The 18,326-nt window shown below is 71.8% G+C and carries 17 protein-coding genes and 1 riboswitch; of the genes, 4 read left to right on the plus strand and 13 right to left on the minus strand.

The window, feature by feature from the left end; all coding sequences use genetic code 11:
• Positions 1 to 15: 15 nt before the first annotated feature.
• From ACFVT5_RS24610 to ACFVT5_RS24635, 6 genes are all read right to left on the minus strand, one after another.
• The gene (locus ACFVT5_RS24610) at positions 16 to 756 is read right to left on the minus strand and encodes an endonuclease/exonuclease/phosphatase family protein (RefSeq protein WP_389891824.1); all 741 of its coding nucleotides are present in this window, start codon (positions 754 to 756) and stop codon (positions 16 to 18) included.
• An 86-nt stretch (positions 757 to 842) separates the two neighbouring features.
• On the minus strand, positions 843 to 1,784 hold the full coding sequence (locus ACFVT5_RS24615; protein ID WP_389891826.1) for an ROK family glucokinase: 942 nt from the start codon (positions 1,782 to 1,784) through the stop codon (positions 843 to 845).
• A gap of 54 nt (positions 1,785 to 1,838) precedes the next feature.
• On the minus strand, positions 1,839 to 2,381 hold the full coding sequence (locus tag ACFVT5_RS24620) for a DUF5304 domain-containing protein (RefSeq protein ID WP_389891829.1): 543 nt from the start codon (positions 2,379 to 2,381) through the stop codon (positions 1,839 to 1,841).
• A 68-nt stretch (positions 2,382 to 2,449) separates the two neighbouring features.
• Positions 2,450 to 3,673, minus strand: coding sequence for an ArsA family ATPase (locus tag ACFVT5_RS24625; RefSeq protein WP_389891832.1), 1,224 nt, complete (start codon positions 3,671 to 3,673; stop codon positions 2,450 to 2,452).
• A gap of 127 nt (positions 3,674 to 3,800) precedes the next feature.
• Entirely contained in the window at positions 3,801 to 4,241 is a 441-nt protein-coding gene (locus tag ACFVT5_RS24630; RefSeq protein ID WP_389891835.1) for an SRPBCC family protein, read from the minus strand.
• A gap of 88 nt (positions 4,242 to 4,329) precedes the next feature.
• On the minus strand, positions 4,330 to 5,124 hold the full coding sequence (locus tag ACFVT5_RS24635; RefSeq protein ID WP_389891838.1) for a metallophosphoesterase: 795 nt from the start codon (positions 5,122 to 5,124) through the stop codon (positions 4,330 to 4,332).
• Positions 5,125 to 5,392: 268 nt separating this feature from the next.
• Here ACFVT5_RS24635 and ACFVT5_RS24640 point away from each other — a divergent pair, with 268 nt between their 5' ends.
• Positions 5,393 to 7,204, plus strand: a complete 1,812-nt coding sequence (locus tag ACFVT5_RS24640) for an AMP-dependent synthetase/ligase (protein ID WP_389891841.1) — start codon at positions 5,393 to 5,395, stop codon at positions 7,202 to 7,204.
• 78 nt (positions 7,205 to 7,282) lie between these two features.
• Here the strand turns inward: ACFVT5_RS24640 and ACFVT5_RS24645 are convergent, their stop codons facing one another.
• A complete protein-coding gene (locus ACFVT5_RS24645) occupies positions 7,283 to 8,425 on the minus strand; it encodes a glycosyltransferase family 4 protein (protein ID WP_389891844.1) in 1,143 nt (380 codons plus the stop codon).
• 163 nt (positions 8,426 to 8,588) lie between these two features.
• On the opposite strand from ACFVT5_RS24645, the gene ACFVT5_RS24650 reads away from it, so the two are divergent.
• Positions 8,589 to 9,863, plus strand: a complete 1,275-nt coding sequence (locus tag ACFVT5_RS24650; protein ID WP_389891847.1) for a glycosyltransferase 87 family protein — start codon at positions 8,589 to 8,591, stop codon at positions 9,861 to 9,863.
• On the opposite strand, the gene ACFVT5_RS24655 is transcribed toward ACFVT5_RS24650, so the two are convergent.
• The 5 genes from ACFVT5_RS24655 to ACFVT5_RS24675 form a co-directional block, all read right to left on the minus strand.
• Positions 9,820 to 11,046 (minus strand): hypothetical protein, encoded by a 1,227-nt coding sequence (locus ACFVT5_RS24655; protein WP_389891850.1) that lies wholly within the window; start codon positions 11,044 to 11,046, stop codon positions 9,820 to 9,822. The genes ACFVT5_RS24650 and ACFVT5_RS24655 overlap by 44 nt on opposite strands.
• Before the next feature lie 88 nt (positions 11,047 to 11,134).
• On the minus strand, positions 11,135 to 12,163 hold the full coding sequence (locus ACFVT5_RS24660; RefSeq protein ID WP_389891853.1) for an NlpC/P60 family protein: 1,029 nt from the start codon (positions 12,161 to 12,163) through the stop codon (positions 11,135 to 11,137).
• A 208-nt stretch (positions 12,164 to 12,371) separates the two neighbouring features.
• Positions 12,372 to 13,406, minus strand: coding sequence for an NlpC/P60 family protein (locus ACFVT5_RS24665; RefSeq protein WP_389891856.1), 1,035 nt, complete (start codon positions 13,404 to 13,406; stop codon positions 12,372 to 12,374).
• Positions 13,407 to 13,748: 342 nt separating this feature from the next.
• Entirely contained in the window at positions 13,749 to 15,098 is a 1,350-nt protein-coding gene (locus tag ACFVT5_RS24670; RefSeq protein ID WP_389891859.1) for an NYN domain-containing protein, read from the minus strand.
• A gap of 34 nt (positions 15,099 to 15,132) precedes the next feature.
• Positions 15,133 to 15,372: a hypothetical protein gene (locus ACFVT5_RS24675; RefSeq protein ID WP_389891863.1), complete on the minus strand. Its 240-nt coding sequence runs from the start codon at positions 15,370 to 15,372 to the stop codon at positions 15,133 to 15,135.
• Between the two features lie 181 nt (positions 15,373 to 15,553).
• On the opposite strand from ACFVT5_RS24675, the gene ACFVT5_RS24680 reads away from it, so the two are divergent.
• Positions 15,554 to 16,300 (plus strand): rhomboid family intramembrane serine protease, encoded by a 747-nt coding sequence (locus tag ACFVT5_RS24680; protein ID WP_389891866.1) that lies wholly within the window; start codon positions 15,554 to 15,556, stop codon positions 16,298 to 16,300.
• On the plus strand, positions 16,297 to 16,578 hold the full coding sequence (locus ACFVT5_RS24685; RefSeq protein ID WP_389891869.1) for an Lrp/AsnC family transcriptional regulator: 282 nt from the start codon (positions 16,297 to 16,299) through the stop codon (positions 16,576 to 16,578). The genes ACFVT5_RS24680 and ACFVT5_RS24685 overlap by 4 nt, the downstream gene beginning before the upstream one ends.
• Positions 16,579 to 16,615: 37 nt before the next feature.
• Here ACFVT5_RS24685 and ACFVT5_RS24690 read toward each other — a convergent pair whose 3' ends face one another.
• Positions 16,616 to 17,986, minus strand: a complete 1,371-nt coding sequence (locus ACFVT5_RS24690) for an aminotransferase class V-fold PLP-dependent enzyme (protein WP_389891872.1) — start codon at positions 17,984 to 17,986, stop codon at positions 16,616 to 16,618.
• 198 nt (positions 17,987 to 18,184) lie between these two features.
• A riboswitch (SAM riboswitch) is annotated at positions 18,185 to 18,301 on the minus strand.
• Positions 18,302 to 18,326: the final 25 nt, after the last annotated feature.

The raw sequence follows: 18,326 nt of genomic DNA on the forward strand, positions 1-18,326 counted from the left end.
CGCTCTCCCAGGGGGTTACGACGCGGGGATTCTGAGGGCGGCCAGTACCGGCAGATGGTCGGTGGCCGCCCTCAGGTCTGCCCGGGTGACCCCCGGCTGCTCGGTCGGCACCCCGCAGCCGAGTACCTCCACGCCCGCCGTCGCGAAGATCGCGTCGATCCGCCGCCGGGGCTCCTCGGGGGTGAAGGTCTGCTCCCCGCCCCACGGTTTGACGGCCCAGCCGTCCTGGAGCGAGGCGGCGAGCCGACGGAACGTACGGCCGTCGGGGCGGTCGTTGAGGTCTCCGCCCGCGACGGCGTGCGCCACGCCAAGGCCCGCGAGCCGGTCCAGGAGCATGCCGCCCTGCTCGTACCGCTCGTCCTCACGCAAGGACAGATGGCAGCTCAGGACGCCCAGTCGGGCCCGGCCGAAGCGCACGACGGCGGTGGCGAAGCCGCGGCGGTGCTCGCCGGGGGTGAGCGGCAGCAGGACGTCCTCGGTGCGCTCGACCGTGGCGCGCAGGGAGCAGAGCAGGGCCGGGCCCGCAGCGGTGGCACCGCCGGAGAGGACGACCAGGTCGGTGGCGGCGGCCAGCCGGGCCAGCTTTTTCCGCCATCGGAAGAATCGAGGGGCCTCTTGCAGAAGGACCAGGTCGGGGGCGCAGGCGCGGATCACTCGGGTGAGGGCCGCGAAGTCGTCCCTCATGGAGCGGATGTTGTACGTCAGTACGCGGACGACGGCTGAACCGTCCGGTTCGGTCCGGGAGTTGGGGAGCATGCGCTCAACGTAGCGCCGCCCCGGCCCAAGTACCTTTCAAGGCACCCGGTACCGGGGCGATGTGCCCACAACGGTGAGGGGGTCTGTCAACCCTGGCGGGCCAGGTCCGCCGCTCCTACCAGGCCCGCCTTGTTGCCCAATTGGGCGGCGAGTACCTGGGCGTGGGGGCGCCACTGGCCGCCGATGAGCCAGCGGCGGAAGGACTTGCGGATCGGGTCGAGCACCAGCTCGCCCTCGTCCGACACTCCCCCGCCGACGATGAACGCCGACGGGTCGAACAGCGAGGCCAGATCGGCGAGTCCGGCCCCGGCCCAGCGGGCCAGTTCACGGAACGAGTCGATGGCGACGAGATCACCCTGACGGGCGGCCTGGCTGATGTGCTTGCCCTCGATGCCGCCGATCGTGCCGTCACCGAGACCGAGCAGCACCGCCGCGTTCTCGGGGGTCGCGTTGGCCCGCTGGCGTGCGTACCGCACGAGGGCGCGGCCCGACGCGTACTGCTCCCAGCAGCCCTGGCTGCCGCAGCCGCACAGGAGTCCGTCGGGTACGACGCGGATGTGGCCGAACTCGGCGGCCACGCCGAACCGGCCGCGGCGCAGCTTGTTGCCGATGATGATGCCGCCGCCCAGGCCGGTGCCGAGCGTGATGCAGATGACGTCCTCGTGGCCCTGGCCCGCGCCGAACTTGTACTCGCCCCACGCCGCCGCGTTGGCGTCGTTCTCCACGACGACCGGCATCCCGACCCGCTGCTCGACCTTGTCCTTCAGCGGTTCATGGCGCCAGTCGATGTTGGGCGCGAACAGCACCGTGGCGCGCTTGTCGTCCACGTAACCGGCGGCGCCGATGCCGACCGCCTCGATGTCGTGCCCCGAGCCGGCGCCGGCGACGGCAGCACAGATCGCGTCGACGATGCCCTCGGCGGTCGCCGGAGTGGGCACGGTGTGTGTCTCCAGGATCGTGCCCTCTTCGTCGACCACGCCGGCCGCGATCTTCGTGCCGCCGATGTCGACGCCGATGGTGAGTCCCATGTGTCCCTCAGTTTCGGTCGAGCCCCGCTACGGCCAACCGTACCCGAGGGGGCATCAGTCGAGGTCGATGTGTTCCCCAGGTCCGGGGCCCTCGTCGCGCGGATCACGGGGGTCGCGGGACTCCCGCGTATCGCTCGGGTCCCGGTCGGCGGGGCCGGCGGCGTCCGGTCCGCGGGTCCAGCGGCGCTCCTGCGCCTCAACCGCGGAGCGGTAGGCGGCGAGGAGTTCGGAGCCCGCGGCGGCGAGGTGGTCGAAGACATCGGGGTTGCGCTCGATGACCGGTTCGACGGCCGCCTTCGCCTGCTGCACCATTTGCTGGACGACCTGCTGCGCGGCGCCCTGGGCCATGCCGCCGAGCAGCGGCGACTGGAGTCCGGAGAGTTTCTCGGCGACGGTGTCGACCAGGCGGCGCAGTTCCTCGGCCGCCGAGCCGGGCGCCGAGCCGGGCCGGCTGCGGCGGCGGGCCTTCTCTGCGGCGAGATCCTCGGCACAGGCCGTGGACCAGGCGTCGGCGTCGAAGGACTCGGGGTGCTCGGGGTGCTCGGGGTGCGTCTCTCCGCCGGGTTCGGGAACGGGACGCTCGGTGGCATCGCTCATGGCGGTCAGACTCCTGCGGATGGCCAACGGTTCGTACCTTCGACGGTACCCGAACGCGGCCCCGTGTTTCACGCCCGCGGCCACAGCTCCGGATCCGGTACGAAACGGATCCGCAACGCGCCCTCGCGCAGCCCGGCACCGGCGACCGTGCAGCGGCGCAGCGCGGACGGCAGTTCGACGACCCGGCGGAACTGCCCGGCGGTGACGACGAGTTCGTCCCCGCGCCGTACCAGGTCGAGCGTGTCGCGTACGGCGCCGGGCAGCGGGATGTGCCAGACGAAGAGGCCGCCGGCCTCGTCGGAGCTGTGGTCGGTGAGCGGCCAGGTGACGCGGTGCGGCGAGGTGGACACCGTGGGTACGCCGAGTGCGGCGAGGTCGTCGGTGCCGCGCGGTTCACGCCCCAGATGCCGGATCTCGTGGACGGAGTGCGCCCCGCCGGCCACGTCGGCCTCGCCTGTCCCGTCCGTACCCTGCGTCCCGTCGCCGGCCGTCCAGTCCGTGAGCGTCTTGCGCTGCTGGGCGACGAGTCCGGCGAGCCAGGTGTCGGCGGTGTCCTCGGGCAGGACGCGGTTCGCGAGGAGCGCGTCGACCCGCAGACCGTGCAGGGCGAGTCCGGGCGCGGTGACACGGAGCAGGTCGCTCGCGGCGGGGCCCGGTTCGGCGACCAGCCGGACGGTGGTCGACGGGTCCTCGATCACGGCCTGGACGGCGGCCAGCGCGACATCCCAGCCCTCGGCGGTCTCGTACAGGCCCGCCGACGGCAGCGGGACTCCCGCGAGGCGGCCGAGCAGGGGCCGCAGCGCGCGGGCCGCCTGCCGTTCGGGTGGCAGCAGCCGGCGCAGATAGCGGCGGAGTTGCTCGGGCAGCGCGAGCAGGGCGAGGGCCGCCGGAAGCGGGGGGAGGTCGACGACCACCACGTCGTAAGGGCCGTACGCGGCCGTGGGCAGGGCGCCGAGCAGGGCGAGTTCCGCGCCGCCGGGGAGAGGGGTGAGTTCCTCGTCGTCCAGCCGGGCGGCGCCGAGCAGGCCGAGGGCCGGTCCGAGGCGGTCCTGAAGGCTGAGGAGGCCGTGGCGGAACGCGGTGGAGGCGTCCGGGCGGACGGCGGTGAGGCCGGGTTCGACGGTCACGGGGGTGGGGCCGGTGGGCACGCCGAGTGCGGTGCCGAGGGTGTCGATGGGGTCGGCGCCCAGGATCAGTGTGCGGTGGCCCTGCCGGGCTTCTCCCAGTGCGGTTGCTGCCGCTGCCGTGGTTTTTCCGGCGCCGCCGTGGCCTGTTACGAGGAGGGTACGCATGCTTACGGTCCTTTGAGGTGGGCGGTACTTGGGTGTTGTGCCCACCCTCCCCCAGTCTCGGCTTCGCTCGACCGGGAGGGACCCCCATCGCCGTGCGGAACGCCTGCCCACAACAGGAGGTGGGGGCTTAGGAGCCCGTCTCGACTCGCTTCTTCAAGCCCGCCAGAGCCCGGTCGATGATGACCTTTTCGGCCTTGCGTTTGATCATGCCGAGCATGGGGATCTTGACGTCCACCGTGAGCTGGTAGGTGACCTCCGTGCCGCCCGTGCCGGCCGGCTTGAGGAGGTAGGAGCCGTCCAGGGAGCGCAGCATCTGGGACTTGACGAGGGTCCAGCTGACCTCGTCGTCGCCGGTCCAGGTGTACGCGAGGGTCTGGTCGTCCTTGATGGCGCCCGCGTCCATGACCAGGCGGACCTGTTCGGCGCGGCCCTGCGCGTCGGTGGCCAGGACATCGGCCTCCTTGACCTCGCCGGTCCAGTCCGGGTAGCGCGCGAAGTCGGCGATCACTCCCATGACGTCGGCCGGTGCCGCCTCGATCGTGATGCTCGAACTGGTGTGTTCCGCCATCGCCGTGGCTCCTCCAGATGCGGTCCGGTGGGGGTGCGCTGTGAAGGCTACCGCGCAGCGCGGTGTCGCCGTTCCAGGGCCCGGCCCGTCACCACTCCAGGGCCCAGGGCCTGCCCGCGGACGCGAAGTGCCCCACGTTCACGCACTCCGTGGCGCCGATCCGCATCCGCCGGACCAGCGGCTGGTGGACATGGCCGAAAAGCGCGTACCGGGGGCGGGTGCGGTGGATCGCGGCGAGGAGGGCGCGGCTGCCCCGTTCGAAGCGGCGCGGCACGGTGTCGTAGCAGAGTTCGGGAACGTCCGGCGGGATGTGGGTGCACAGCACGTCGACCTCGCCGACGGCCTCGATCTTGGCGGCGTACTCCTCGTCGCTGATCTCGTAGGGCGTACGCATCGGGGTGCGCAGTCCGCCGCCGACGAAGCCGAAGATCCGGCCGCCGATCTCGGCCCGCTGTCCGTCGAGGACGGTCGTACCGGGGCGGGCGTACTCGGGCCACAAAGTCGGAATGTCGACATTGCCGTACGTCGCGTACGTAGGTGTCGGGAAGGCCGCGAACATCTCGGCGTACTGTCCGCGCACCGCGTTCTCGATGGCGGCGGCGCGGTCACCGACGCCCGCCCACAGGTTCGCCCCGAACGCGCGGGCCTCCTCGAAGCGGCGCGAGGTGCGCAGTTCGACGATGCGGTCGGCGTTCTCGGTGCCGAAGAGGTCGGGGAAAATACCACGCGAATGGTCGGCGTAGTCGAGGAAAAGCACCAGGTCACCGAGGCAGATCAGGGCGTCGGCGCCCTCGCCCGCGCGGGCCAGGTCACGGGTGTTGCCGTGCACGTCGCTGACGACATGGATCCGCGTGGAGCGCGCTCCGGCTCGGGTGCCTGCCATGGCGATCACCCTAGGCCGGGCGGCCGACGGAAGGTAGGGGCGGCCGGACCTGCGGCGGCTTCCAAGTCAGGAAGCCGTTGGACTACTCTGCGCGCAGGAACTCCACGACATGTGACGCAGCGAACATCTGGCCGGAACCCTCTATCGAAGAAGCCGTACCGATGGGTAACGTCCGGGCCGTGTCCGAGCCTTTGGACCGCACCGTCTGGACCGCACCGTCGCAGCAACACAACGTCGTGGCGCCGGCGCCCTACGAGGAGCAGCAGTCTTGCGCGAGTTCAGTCTTCCGGCCCTGTACGAGGTCCCCGCGGACGGCAATCTGACCGACATCGTCCGCAGAAACGCCACGCAGCATCCGGATGTCGCCGTGATCGCCCGGAAGGTCGACGGCGCCTGGCGGGACGTGACGGCCACGGTCTTCCTCAAGGAGGTACAGACGGCGGCCAAGGGTCTGATCGCCTCGGGTGTGCGGCCCGGCGACCGGATCGGCCTGATGTCGCGTACGCGCTACGAGTGGACGCTCCTCGACTTCGCGATCTGGAGCGCGGGCGCCGTGACGGTCCCGGTGTACGAGACCAGTTCGCCGGAGCAGGTGCAGTGGGTGCTCTCCGACTCGGGCGCGGTGGCCTGCCTGGTGGAGCAGGACGCGCACACCAAGGTCGTCGACGCGGTACGGGACCGGCTGCCGGCGCTCACCCATGTCTGGCAGATCGACGCGGGCGGCGGCGCGGCCGGTGCCGTCGAGGAGTTGGGGCGCCTCGGCGCGGACATCGACGACGCGACGGTCGAGGAGCGCTCGTCGCTCGCGAAGGCCGACGACCCGGCGACCATCGTCTACACCTCGGGCACCACGGGCCGCCCGAAGGGCTGTGTGCTGACCCACCGCAGCTTCTTCGCGGAGTGCGGCAACGCCGTGGAGCGGCTGCGCCCGCTGTTCCGTACGGGTGAGTGCTCGGTGCTGCTGTTCCTGCCGATCGCGCATGTCTTCGGGCGGCTGGTGCAGGTCGCGTCGATGATGGCGCCGATCAAGCTGGGCTGTGTCGCGGACATCAAGCATCTGACCGATGAACTCGCCTCGTTCCGGCCGACGTTGATCCTCGGTGTGCCGCGGGTCTTCGAGAAGGTCTACAACTCGGCGCGGGCCAAGGCGCAGGCCGATGGCAAGGGCAGGATCTTCGACCGGGCGGCGGACACGGCCATCGCGTACAGCCGCGCCCTCGACGCGCCGTCGGGGCCGTCCCTGGGGCTGCGGATCAAGCACCGGGCCTTCGACAAGCTGGTCTACGGCAAGCTGCGCGCGGTGCTCGGCGGGCGCGGTGAGTACGCGATCTCCGGCGGCGCGCCGCTCGGTGAGCGCCTCGGCCACTTCTTCCGCGGTATCGGCTTCACGGTCCTGGAGGGCTACGGCCTGACGGAGTCGTGCGCGGCGACGACGTTCAACCCCTGGGACCGGCAGAAGATCGGTACGGTCGGCCAGCCGATGCCCGGCTCGGTGGTGCGGATCGCGGACGACGGCGAGGTGCTGCTGCACGGCGAGCATCTGTTCTCGGGGTACTGGAACAACGAGGCCGCGACGGCGGAGGCGCTGGCCGACGGGTGGTTCCACACCGGCGACATCGGCACCCTGGACGAGGACGGGTATCTGCGGATCACCGGCCGCAAGAAGGAGATCATCGTGACGGCCGGCGGCAAGAACGTCGCCCCGGCCGTGATCGAGGACCGGATCCGGGCGCACGCGCTGGTCGCCGAGTGCATGGTCGTCGGCGAGGGCCGGCCCTTCGTGGGCGCGCTGATCACCCTGGACGAGGAGTTCCTCGGGCGGTGGGCGCGGGAGCACGGCAAACCCGACGGCTCAACCGCCCTGTCGCTCCGCGAGGACCCGGAGCTGCTGACGGCGATTCAGGGTGCCGTGGACGACGGCAACGCGGCGGTGTCGAAGGCGGAGTCCGTCCGTGAGTTCCGGGTGCTGCCGTCCCAGTTCACGGAGGACTCGGGACATCTGACGCCTTCGCTGAAGCTCAAGCGGAATGTCGTGGCGAAGGACTTCGCCGAAGAGATCGAGTCGATCTACCAGGGCTGACGAGCGGCGCGAAGGGCCACAGAAGTTCTTGCGGAAGTTCCTGCATGAGGCTTCTGCCTGAGGCTTCTGCCTGAGCTTCTACAGAAGCTCTTTCAGGTGTTCCGCCAGCAGGTCCCAGCGCCATTTCTCCTCCACCCAGGCGCGGCCCCGTTCGCCCATGCGGGCGCGTAGTTCCGGGTCCGCGAGGAGGGTGAGGACACGGTCGGCGGTCTGCGGGGCGTCGCCGCCGCGTACCACCCAGCCCGTCTCGCCGTCGAGTACGGCGTCGGGGGCGCCGCCCGAGTCGCCGGCGACGACGGGCAGTCCGGTCGCGGACGCCTCCAGGTAGACGATGCCGAGGCCCTCGACGTCGAGGCCGCCCCTGCGGGTACGGCACGGCATGGCGAAGACGTCACCGGCGCCGTAGTGCGCGGGCAGTTCGGACCAGGGCACGGCGCCCGTGAAGCGCACGGAGTCGGCGACTCCGGTGTCCCGGGCGAGCCGGCGCAGGTCCTTCTCGTACGGGCCGCCGCCCACGATCAGCAGCACCGTGTCGGGGCGGGCGGCGAGGATCCGGGGCATCGCCTCGATGAGGGTGTCCTGGCCCTTGCGCGGGACGAGCCGCGAGACGCAGACCACGACAGGCCGGTCCGCGAGGCCGAGCCGGGCCCGGACCGCGTCGCCGCCCGAGCCCGGGTGGAAGGTCTTCTCGTCTACGCCGGGCGGGAGTTGGACCATCCGCGCGGCGGCCTCGGGCGTCAGCGCGGCGGCGATCCGGGAGCGGGTGTACTCACCCAGATAGGTGATCGTGTCCGTGGACTCGCCGATGCGCCGCAGCAGTTGCCGCGATGCGGGGAGCTGGGCCCAGCCGGCCTCGTGCCCGTGGGTGGTGGCGACCAGCCGCTCGGCCCCGGCGGAGCGCAGCGCGGGCGCCATCAGACCGAGCGGTGCCGCGGCCCCGAACCACACCGACGTACAGCCGTGCTCACGCAGCAGTCCGACCGCGCGCCGGGTGACCCGGGGGGTCGGCAGGAGCATCGTCGTACGGTCCCGTACGACCGTGAAGGGCTGTTCCGCGTCGAAGGCCGCGGTGGCCTCGGCGCCCTCGTGGCCGCGCTTCCAGGTGGAGGCGTAGACCACGATCCGGTCCGGGTCCAGGCGCAGCGCCATGTTGTGCAGGAACGCCTGGATGCCACCGGGCCGGGGCGGGAAGTCGTTCGTGACGATCAGGGTCTTGTGCATCGCCGCCGACAGTACCGAACGGCCCCGCGCCCGCCGAACGCCACCGGCCGGACGGCCCGCACCGGCCCCGCCTGATGGCACCCGCACGGCGGTGCCCTGCATCATGGAGACCCCGGACAAATAGCGATAAAGACAATAAAAGGGCTATGAGAACGAGGTGGGTATGACGGGCGCATGGGGGAAAAGGGTCCCCGAATACGGCTGGATCCTCATGACCTGGCTCGCGACGAGAGCCGTGCTCCTGCTGCTCGTCTTCAAGGTCATCGGCTTCCCCGGGCCCGATGTGACCAGCGATGTCTCGATGATCTACCAGGGCTGGTTCGAGATCCTGCGCCACGGTACCTTCCCGCTGGACGACGTCACCTGGCAGTACCCGCCCGCCGCCGCCTTCGCGATTCTCTCCCCCGGCCTGCTGCCGTTCCTGGACTACGCGTCGGCGTTCTTCGTCCTCGTCCTGTGCGCGGACGCCCTGGTCCTCGGGCTGCTCCAGTACGCGGGCACCCGCCCCGGCAAATCCCCGCGCGGCGCCTGGGTCTGGGTGGTCGGTGTCCCGCTGCTCGGCCCGACGGCGTACTCCCGCTACGACCTGATGGTGACCGCGGTCGCCGTCACGGGCCTCCTCGCCGGGGCCCGGCACCCGCGCGTGATGGGCGTCCTCGCGGGCCTGGGCGCCATGGTCAAGGTGTGGCCGGTGCTGCTGCTCACCGGCACCCCGCGCGGCCGGGCGACGCGCAGGTCCTGGGCGGCGGCCCTGGTCACGGGCGCCGCGCTGCTCGGCGGGTTCGCGGTGACGATGCCGGGCGCGCTGTCCTTCCTCGGCTTCCAGCGGGACCGGGGCACCGAGATCGAGTCGCTCGGCTCCCTGGTCTTCCACGTCGCCCGGCACTTCGGCTGGTCGGGGCACGCCCAGCTCAACTTCGGCTCGGTGGAGTTCCTGGGCCCGTATGTGCCGCTGGTGAGTTTCCTCGCGCAGGCCCTGTCGGTGCTCGCCCTCGGCTGGCTGGTGCTGTGGCGGCTGCGGGCCCGTGCCTGGACGGCGAGCACACCCGCCGACGCGGCGTTCGTGGCGGTGCTGCTGTTCACCACGACGAGCCGGGTGATCAGCCCCCAGTACCTGGTGTGGCTGGTGGGTCTGGCCGCCGTGTGTCTCGTCTTCCGGGGCACCCGGATGACGGCGCCCGCCCTGCTGGTCCTGGCGGCGACGCTGGTCACGGTCCTGGAGTTCCCGATCTGGTTCCCGCACGTCGTCGCGAGCGACTGGCTCGGCATCGCCCTGCTCGGCGCCCGCAACGGTCTGCTGGTGGCCGCGACCGTGCTGGCCGCGGTGCGGTTGTGGCGCCGTACCGTCACCGAGCCCGCGCGGCAGCGGCGGGGACCGGTCGCGGCGCGCCGGGTCAGCCGAGTCGGGTCCTCAGATACCGCTGCCAGCGCTCGGTGAACCGCTCCGGTGTGGTGCCCAGGACGTCGCGCAGCGCCGTCTCGACCGCGCCCGCCCGCTTCCGCTGGGCGCCGACCGCCCGGTAGAACGCGTTCAGCTCGGACTCGCTCCACTGCTCGGCGATCATCAAGCAGGCCAACCAGCCGCCCTCGTACGCCTGGGCGAGCGCGTCGGCGTCCCGGCTGAAGCCGAAGTCCCCGTCGTTCGGCAGCGCGGCGGGCACCCGTCCGGCCACCACCGCCGCCTCCAGTTCGGGAGCGGCCTGTGCGGGGGTGCGCCCGGTGTCCCGGTAGCCCACCCAGTCTGCGTAGCCCTCGGAGAGCCAGAGTGGGGTCGCCGCTGAGGTCCGGGCGCGGGTCGCCACATGGGTCGACTCATGGGTGAGCACGACCTGCTTGCCGAAGTCGCCGAGCACGCCGTACGCGTCCGGGTTGACGATGATCCGGTCCGCGGGCGCCTGCGCCGATCCACCGGCTTCCCCGGTGGTGACGGCGGCGATTCCCCGGTACCCGGCCGCGGGCGCCCCCAGCAGCCCCGCCATGGCGTCCAGGGACTTCGGTACGAGGACGACGACCTGCCCGGCCCAGTCCTTGCCCCACGCGGCGCTCACCTGGGGCACCGCGCGGTCGGCGAGGCCGGCGAACCCGCGCAGTCGTGCGTCGTCCTGTCCGATGCCCAGGACCAGGCTGTGCGTGCCCCGTGCCACACCGACCTCGCCCTGGTCCCAGAGCTGCTGGCCCGCCTTCTTCGCGGGGCGTTCCCCGGTCACGTACCACCGGCCGTCGCGTTCGCGGAGGTCGAGGGTGCGCGGGGTGACGACCGGGGCGCGGTCGTAGCCCGCGATCCGGTAGCTGAGGTCGGCGTCCGCGGTGGCGCGGGTGCCCGAGCGGTGGACGTCGGTGACGCGATACGCCCAGGAGCTGAGCGGGATCGCGCGGAGGTTGCGAAAGGTGTCGCCGCCGGGCGCGGGCGCGCCGGTCGCCGTGGACGGGTCGCCGGTGGCCCGGTAGCCGGCTTCGTCGAGGGCGAGCACCGCGCGTGCCCGCAGGTCCAGGAGCCGCTGGATCTCACCGGTCGCCGTGTCGGGCGCCGCCGGGCCGCCGCAGCCGACGAGGGCGGCGCCGATGGCCGCCAGTACGAGCCACAGCACCGCCGTCCGCCTGCCCTGCCGTCGACCCGCCACCGGCCGATCGTACGAGGTGACGGGCCCGACGCGAACAGGGCGCGGTACGGATCCGGCCGCGCCCGGTGGGACCAGGGTGACCGCCGGGTCAGACCCGGGTGACCGAGGAGACCGGCATCATCCCGACGGGGTCGTAGCGCACCGGGGCGCCCGGGTAGGGCGCGTGGATCACCTGGCCGTTGCCGGCGTACATCCCGATATGGCTGGCGTCGCTGCGGTACGCCACCAGGTCGCCGGGGCGGGCCTGCGAGAGCGGTACCTGACGGCCCGCGTACCGCTGGGCCTGCGAGGTGCGCGGCAGTCCGACGCCGGCCTGTGCGTACGACCACTGGGTCAGGCCCGAACAGTCGAAACCGGAGGGGCCGTTGGCGCCCCATACGTACGGGCGTCCGACGGCCGAGCGGGCCGCGGCGACGGCCGCCGCCGCGCGCGCCGACGGGGCGGTGGCCCCGCCGAGGTCGGGCAGCGTGTCCCGGCCGGAGCGGGATGCCCGGTCGTAGGCGTCGCGCTGGCCCGGCGGCAGTGCGTCGAGGAGCCGGCGGGCCTCGCCCAACTTCCGTTCGACGACCCGTTTGTGACGGGCCACCGCCTGGCGGCTGCGGTCCAGTTCGGCGAGGGTGCGGGTGGCCTCGGCGCGTTCCTGGGCGAGGCCACGCTGCGCGGCGAGGAGTTCCTTCAGCTCACCGGCCTGGAGGGCTCCGACCCGGTCCAGGGTCGCCGCCCTGTCGAGGTATCCGGCCGGGTCGGAGGAGAGCAGCAGCGCGAGGGAGGGGTCGACACCGCCCGCCCGGTACTGCGCTCCGGCCAGTGCGCCGAGCGCGCCGCGCATGGTGTTGACGCGGTCCTGTCCCCGGGCGATCCGGTCCTGTGCCGTGGACACCCGCTCGCGGAGCCGGTCGGCGCGTTCGCCGGCGCTGTTGAACGCCTCGGTGGCCTGTTCCGCCTGCGCGTACAGCCGGTCCACCTCGGTCCTGGTCTCGGCCGGGGTGTCCCGGGGCGCGGCGCCCACGGGTGCCGCGCCGAAGGCGGCTGCCGCGGTGGCCGCGGCGGCGGACAGGACGGTGACTCGGGTGCTCCGGTCGAGACCGGAGGCTGCGGGACGGCGATGGGACCCCACGGGAAGCCGCTCTCCCTTCCGCTGACGGACCCCCGGGTTCGGGGGAATGCGCGGCAGACAGTAGCCGGGCGATCACCCAGGGACCAAAGACCGCGCCGTGCACACACGGTGACGCCCCGCCGGAGACGCAGGTCACCGACGGGGCGTGGGGTCAGCGGGCCGCACCGGAATTCGCCCGTTCGGGCGGTATCGGCACGGACACCCGAGGTCAGATACGGACCCCGAACTGGTAGGGCATGTTGTTGATCGACTCGTAGCGCACATTGGCGCCGGTGCGCGGGGCGTGCAGCACCTGGCCGTTGCCCGCGTAAAAGCCGACGTGGTGCAGGTCGCTGTAGAAGATGACCAGGTCGCCGACCTGGAGGTCGCTCTGCGAGGCGATGCGCGTGCCGTAGCTGGCCTGGGCCTGCGAGGTCCGGGGTATCTGGACACCGGCCTGGGCGAAGGCCCAGGAGGTGAGGCCCGAGCAGTCGAAGGAGCTGGGGCCGCTGGCGCCGTAGACGTACGGCGAGCCGATCTTGCTCTGGGCGGCGCCGTAGGCCGAACCGGCGCGGCCGGTGGCGGGCTTGCCCGAGCCGCCGAGGGCGCTGCGCTCGCTGGCGCGGCTGGCGCGCTGGTCGTCGGCGGCGATGGCCGCCTTCTCCTGCGCGGTGAGGGTGTTGAGGAGCTTCTGCGCCTCGCCGAGCTTGCCCTGGACTTCCTTCTTCTTCTTGCCGAGTTCGGTCCGGGTGTCGGCGAGGTCCTTGAGCTTGTCGGAGGCTTCCTGGCGCTGCTGCGAGAGCGCGCGCTGCTTCTCCTGGATCTTCTTCAGCGCCTCGACCTGCTGGCCGCTGAGCTGGTCGAGCGTGGACGCCTTGTCGAGGTAGTCGTCCGGGTCCGCCGAGAGGAACAGCTGGAGGGAGGGGTCGATGCCGCCGGTGCGGTACTGGGCACTGGCCATCGAACCGAGGCCGCCGCGCAGGTCGTTGAGGTCGTCCTGACCTCGGGCCACCTTGTCCTGGAGGTTGCCGATCTGCTTTTCGAGCTTGTCCTGCTTCTCCTTGGCCCCGTTGTACTTCTCGGTGGCCTTCTCCGCCTCTTCGTAGAGCTTGTCGACCTTGGACTTGACCTCGTCCTTGCTCGGCTTGGCGCTCGGCGCGGCCTGAGCGGCCTGGGAGGTCAGTGCCACGGCTGCGGCGGCGGTCGCGGTGAGCACGGTCACGCGGGTGCGGCTCGGCTGCTTCGGTCGACGGTGGGACGCCACGGAGGCGAGCTCCTTCTTCCCTCAGCCGCCTACCGACAACATCCGGTGGGCGGTGCCCCTCCACCGTCACTCCTTATGAGTGATCACCCGAGTGGAGGTTCGGTGCCTGACCTTAGTGACCTTCTTGTGATCAGTTCAAATCCTGACGAGAAAAAACTCTGTCACTACGAGGTTTCTTTGCCGACAACTCACGTGCAGTGATGCTCGATTGACCCTACGTCGCGATCAGATCCCGCCAATTCGGGCATGCGGAACAGACGTTACGGAGGGGATGGAGGGGACTTAGGGTGCCTACGAGCCTTATGCCGCGCGCACAGCGGGGCACCGGAACCGACGGGACGCTCAGCCGTGCGAGAGACGCTTGAGCAGCACCACGGAGGCGACCGGACGCGCGCCCGCCTTGGCGACCCCGTCGGCCACCTCGCGGTCCGTGGACACGACGATCACGGGCCGCCCCGGCGGCTCGGCGCGCACCAGCCGGCGGATCAACTCGTCGGCGGTGACCCCGGGTTTGGAGAACAGCACCCGCACTCCGCGCGGCGGCGCCAGCAGCACGGGCGCGGCGAGTTCGGCGCCGTCGAAGACACAGGTGACCTCGGCACCGGTCTGCGCGGCGAGCAGCGACAGCTGTCCGAGGAGCCGCAGCCGCTGCTTCTCCAGCGGCATCTGCGGATAGCCGGTCTTCGTGACGTTGTAGCCGTCGACCACGAGATGGGCCTGCGGCAGCGCGAGCAACTGGTCGATGATGGCCGGGTCGTGCTCGGACAGGGCGCGCGCGGCGATGTCCTTGGGTGTCATCCGGCCCGGCTCGACGGCGTCCACGGTCTCGGCGGGCCGTACGGACACGGGCGGCAGGGCGAGTTCCCTGCGCAGTCCCTGGGCGGACTCCAGGACGGTGTCGAGCAGCAGCCGCACCCGCATGTCCTCGACGCTGCGCCCCTCACGGGCGGCCCTGCGGCTGGCCTCCAGCGCGGCCTCGGCCTCCCCGAGCCGTGTCCTGAGCCGGCGGGTCTCGCTCTCGGCCGCCGACACCTGTGCGTGCGCCTCGCTCCGTACCGTGTCCGTCTCGGCGTGGGCCTTGCGGACCGCCGCCTCACCGCGCTTGACGTCGCTGAGGGCCCCGCGCAGCTTGCGGTGAAGCGATTCCGCTTCCTTCTTCGCCGCGTCGACTTCGGCGCGCAGCCGTTCCGTCTCGCCGCGGATCTGCGCCCTGGCACCGGCGAGTTCCTCGCGCAGCCGCTCCAGCTCCTGGCGGGTCTCCTCGTCGACGCGCTCGGCGTCCGCGCGCTGGGCCTCCTCGCCCGCGGCGGCGACCAGCTTCACCCAGCCGGTGGGGCGCAGCACATACGCGGCGGCGGCGACGTCCAGCGGATCGGCGGCGGGCGGTGGCGCCCCGGAGTCGAGGGCGCCGACGAGTTCCGGCTGTGTCTCGCGCAGGCGTTCGGCGATGCGCTGCCGGAACAGGGTGTCGCTCTCCAGCGCCGCGGCCATGGCGTTGCCCGCGAACTTGACGCGCCGGGTCGGGGTGAAGCGCGCGTACTGCCGTAGGGGTGTGGGCAGTTCGGCCACGGTGAGCCCGCCGAAACCGTCCGACACGATCTGGACGACCCGGCGCCGCACACCTTCGGGCAGCGGGCGGTCGAGCACCTCGGCGGCGCCGTCGTCCAGCTCCCCGCCTCCGCTCTCCACCATCGCTCACCCCACTAGCTGTGCGGGGCCCGCTCCGTCAGGAGCCGGCGCCCGGCCTGTCCACGAGTTCCACCTGATCCACCGCGTTGCACCAGCGACAGCGCACGGACTCGATGCTCTCACTGACCACGTCGCGTTCCTCGACCTTCGGCTCACCGGCCAGGTCGAGGTGGACGTACTCGACGACCTTCGACGAGCGGGTCACGTCGAAGCGGGTGAGGTTGCCGCAGAGCGTGCACCGCCAGCGGGTGCGGTCGGTCGGCAGGGGAACCGTCATCGGGGCCGTCGCTTCCTTCGTACCGGGGGCGCGCCGTGGTGCACCCGTCTCCTCCATGGTGCGCCCGTCCTACCCGGCGCGTGTGGCCGTAACCCTACGGCCTGGCCGGGCGCCCCCGCTCCGGCATCGGAACCGGCGAGGCGATCTGTCAGGTATGGCCGCTTTCCGTCATCATCTGGTCATGATCGGCACTCGGGGTGGCACCACAGGGACAGCGATCGAACGCCTGACACACGGCCGGCCGGCCGCCCCGGTGACCTACACCCTCATCGCCGTCTGCTGTCTGGTCTTCTTCGTCGGACCCGCCTCCGGGCTCAATCCGGAGTACGGGACCGGAGACCAGATCCTCATGGCGCAGCGGGCGTACTTCGCGCGCTGGGGGGTGATTCCGGCGGACCTGTTCAGCGGGAACCCCGCGGCCTTGCTCACCCCGGCGACCGCCCTGTTCGTCCACGGCTCCTGGCTGCACCTGCTGGGCAACGTGCTGTTCCTGTACGTGTTCGGGATCATGGCCGAGGAGCGGATGGGCCGGGTGCACTACGCGCTGTTCTATCTGAGCTGCGGCTACCTCGCGCTGTTCGGGTACGCGCTGGCGCACGCCGATTCGGCGGAGACTCTGGTGGGCGCCTCGGGCGCGATCTCGGCGGTGCTCGGCGCCTTCCTCCTCCTCTTCCCCAAGGCGCGGGTCACCAGCCTGTTCCCGTTCCTCTTCTTCCTGCCGCTGCGCTTTCCGGCGTGGGTGGTGCTGCCGTTCTGGGCGACACTGCAATGGCTGGCCGCGCGCCAGGCCCACCAGGGTCCTGGGGTCGCCTATCTGGCGCATGTGGTGGGCTTCTCGCTGGGGTTCCTCTACGCGTGGGGCCGTTTCGGCCGGACGGCTAGAGTGAAACCACCAGCCACGGCCACCGAGGGAGACAGCCAGCCGTGATCACCGCGATCGTGCTCATCAAGACCAGCGTGGACCGTATTCCGGAGATCGCCGAGTCGATCGCCGCGCTGGACAGCGTCAGCGAGGTCTTCTCGGTCACCGGCACCTACGACCTGATCGCCATGGTCCGGGTTCAGGCCCATGACGATCTGGCGGATGTCATCCCCGGCCGTATCAGCAAGATCCAGGGTGTCGAGGGCACGGACACGCATGTGGCGTTCCGTACGTACTCGCAGCACGACCTGGAGGCCGCGTTCGCGATCGGCCTGGACTCCTAGGTCCTCTCCGCCCCTGCCCGACCCTGTCCGACGGGGTTCACTCCCCGGTGTCCGGGACGCAGCGGCCGTCCTCGGTGCGGTAGCTCCACCGGGCGCCCTGGGTGACCAGTTCCCGGACGGCCCGTACGAAACGCTCCACGTGCTCGTCGGGTGTGCCGGCGCCGAAGCTGACGCGGATGGCGTTGAGGGACGGCTCCCCCGGCGCCGCCTCGGGCGCGCCGCACTCGCCGGTGTCCCCCGGGTCCGCGCCCAGGAGCGTGCGGACCAGCGGGTGGGCGCAGAACAGACCGTCGCGTACGCCGATGCCGTACTCGGCGGAGAGCGCCGCCGCGAAGTGCGAGCTGTTCCAGCCGTCGACGACGAAGGAGAGGACGCCCACGCGCGGGGCGTCGTCGCCGAACAGCGACAGGATCCGCACCTCGGGCACCTCGGCGAGGCCCGTGCGCACGGTGTCGATGAGCCGCAGCTCCCGCGCCACGAGCGTGTCGAAACCCGCTTCCTGAAGGGCCGTACAGGCGGAGGCGATGGAGTAGGCGCCGATCACATTGGGCGAGCCGGCCTCGTGCCGGGCGGCGCTGTCGTGCCACTCGACGTCGACACCTCCGTCGGCACGGCGGGCGACCTTGCGTGAGGCACCGCCGCCGGCGAGGTACGGCTCGGCGTCCCGCAGCCAGTCGGCGCGTCCGGCGAGCACACCGGAGCCGAACGGCGCGTACAGCTTGTGGCCCGAGAAGGCGACCCAGTCGACGTCCAACTCCTGTACGGAGACGGGGTGGTGGGGCGCGAGCTGGGCGGCGTCGAGGACGATCCGGGCGCCGTGCGCGTGCGCGGCGGCGGCCAGCTCCCGCACCGGCCACAGCTCGCCGGTCACATTGGACGCGCCGGTGACACAGACCAGGGCGGGTCCCCGTGTGTCACGGTCGGCGAGGGCGCGCTCCAGGGTGCGGACGGCGTCGGCGTGGGTGCGGGGCGCGTCGAGGTAGGTGACGTGGGCCTCGCGCCAGGGCAGCAGCGAGGCGTGGTGCTCGGTCTCGAAGACGAAGACCTGGCAGCCCGCGGGCAGGGCGGCGGCGAGCAGGTTCAGCGAGTCGGTGGTCGAGCGGGTGAACACGACCTGGTCGTCGGCGCGGCAGTCCAGGAAGCGGGCGACGGTCTCCCGGGCGTTCTCGAACAGGTCGGTGGAGAGCTGCGAGAGATATCCGGCGCCACGGTGGACGCTGCCGTAGTAGGGCGCGTAGGCGGCGACGTCGTCCCAGACGCGCTGGAGGGCGGGGGCGCTGGCGGCGTAGTCGAGGGCTGCGTACGTGACCTCGCCCCCGGTGACGAGGGGCACGCTCACCTCACGACCGAGGACGGGCAGCGGCGTACACGTGGTCGGGGCGACGGTGGCGACAGTGGCGACGGACATGGCGAACTCCCGTGAGTGGCAAGCGAGTTGACCGTGCCGTCGGGGCCACGCGACAACGCGGGCCGCACCAGGACGGCACGGGAAAGGGGACGATCACACCGGACTGGGGTGTGGGCGGAGGCGGGGCGCTGCGCCCTATCGCATTCGCTTGCTCACGAGACTGCTCCCTCGACGACCAGGACCCCTGGTGACGCGAGGGGTCCGCGCTTGCCGTAGACCTCGCTGCCTACGACCTGGTCTTCACCCGGGGCACCCCGCCACGGACGGAGGGTTGCCGGACAGCGGGCCGGGGCCGATTCGCCGTCACTCATGACCTGCCGAAATTATGACAGACACGCGG

It is taken from the genome of Streptomyces sp. NPDC058001 (assembly GCF_042886315.1).
Taxonomy (GTDB): Bacteria; Actinomycetota; Actinomycetes; order Streptomycetales; family Streptomycetaceae; genus Streptomyces.

Bases quoted from the DNA above. Each gene is read 5' to 3' on its own strand.
- ACFVT5_RS24645 (WP_389891844.1), bottom strand. From the start codon at position 8,425: ATGCACAAGACCCTGATCGTCACGAACGACTTCCCGCCCCGGCCCGGT.
- ACFVT5_RS24630 (WP_389891835.1), bottom strand. From the start codon at position 4,241: ATGGCGGAACACACCAGTTCGAGCATCACGATCGAGGCGGCACCGGCC.
- ACFVT5_RS24680 (WP_389891866.1), top strand. From the start codon at position 15,554: ATGATCGGCACTCGGGGTGGCACCACAGGGACAGCGATCGAACGCCTG.
- ACFVT5_RS24650 (WP_389891847.1), top strand. From the start codon at position 8,589: ATGACGGGCGCATGGGGGAAAAGGGTCCCCGAATACGGCTGGATCCTC.
- ACFVT5_RS24670 (WP_389891859.1), bottom strand. From the start codon at position 15,098: ATGGTGGAGAGCGGAGGCGGGGAGCTGGACGACGGCGCCGCCGAGGTG.
- ACFVT5_RS24615 (WP_389891826.1), bottom strand. From the start codon at position 1,784: ATGGGACTCACCATCGGCGTCGACATCGGCGGCACGAAGATCGCGGCC.
- ACFVT5_RS24620 (WP_389891829.1), bottom strand. From the start codon at position 2,381: ATGAGCGATGCCACCGAGCGTCCCGTTCCCGAACCCGGCGGAGAGACG.
- ACFVT5_RS24675 (WP_389891863.1), bottom strand. From the start codon at position 15,372: ATGACGGTTCCCCTGCCGACCGACCGCACCCGCTGGCGGTGCACGCTC.
- ACFVT5_RS24625 (WP_389891832.1), bottom strand. From the start codon at position 3,673: ATGCGTACCCTCCTCGTAACAGGCCACGGCGGCGCCGGAAAAACCACG.
- ACFVT5_RS24690 (WP_389891872.1), bottom strand. From the start codon at position 17,986: ATGTCCGTCGCCACTGTCGCCACCGTCGCCCCGACCACGTGTACGCCG.
- ACFVT5_RS24610 (WP_389891824.1), bottom strand. From the start codon at position 756: ATGCTCCCCAACTCCCGGACCGAACCGGACGGTTCAGCCGTCGTCCGC.
- ACFVT5_RS24635 (WP_389891838.1), bottom strand. From the start codon at position 5,124: ATGGCAGGCACCCGAGCCGGAGCGCGCTCCACGCGGATCCATGTCGTC.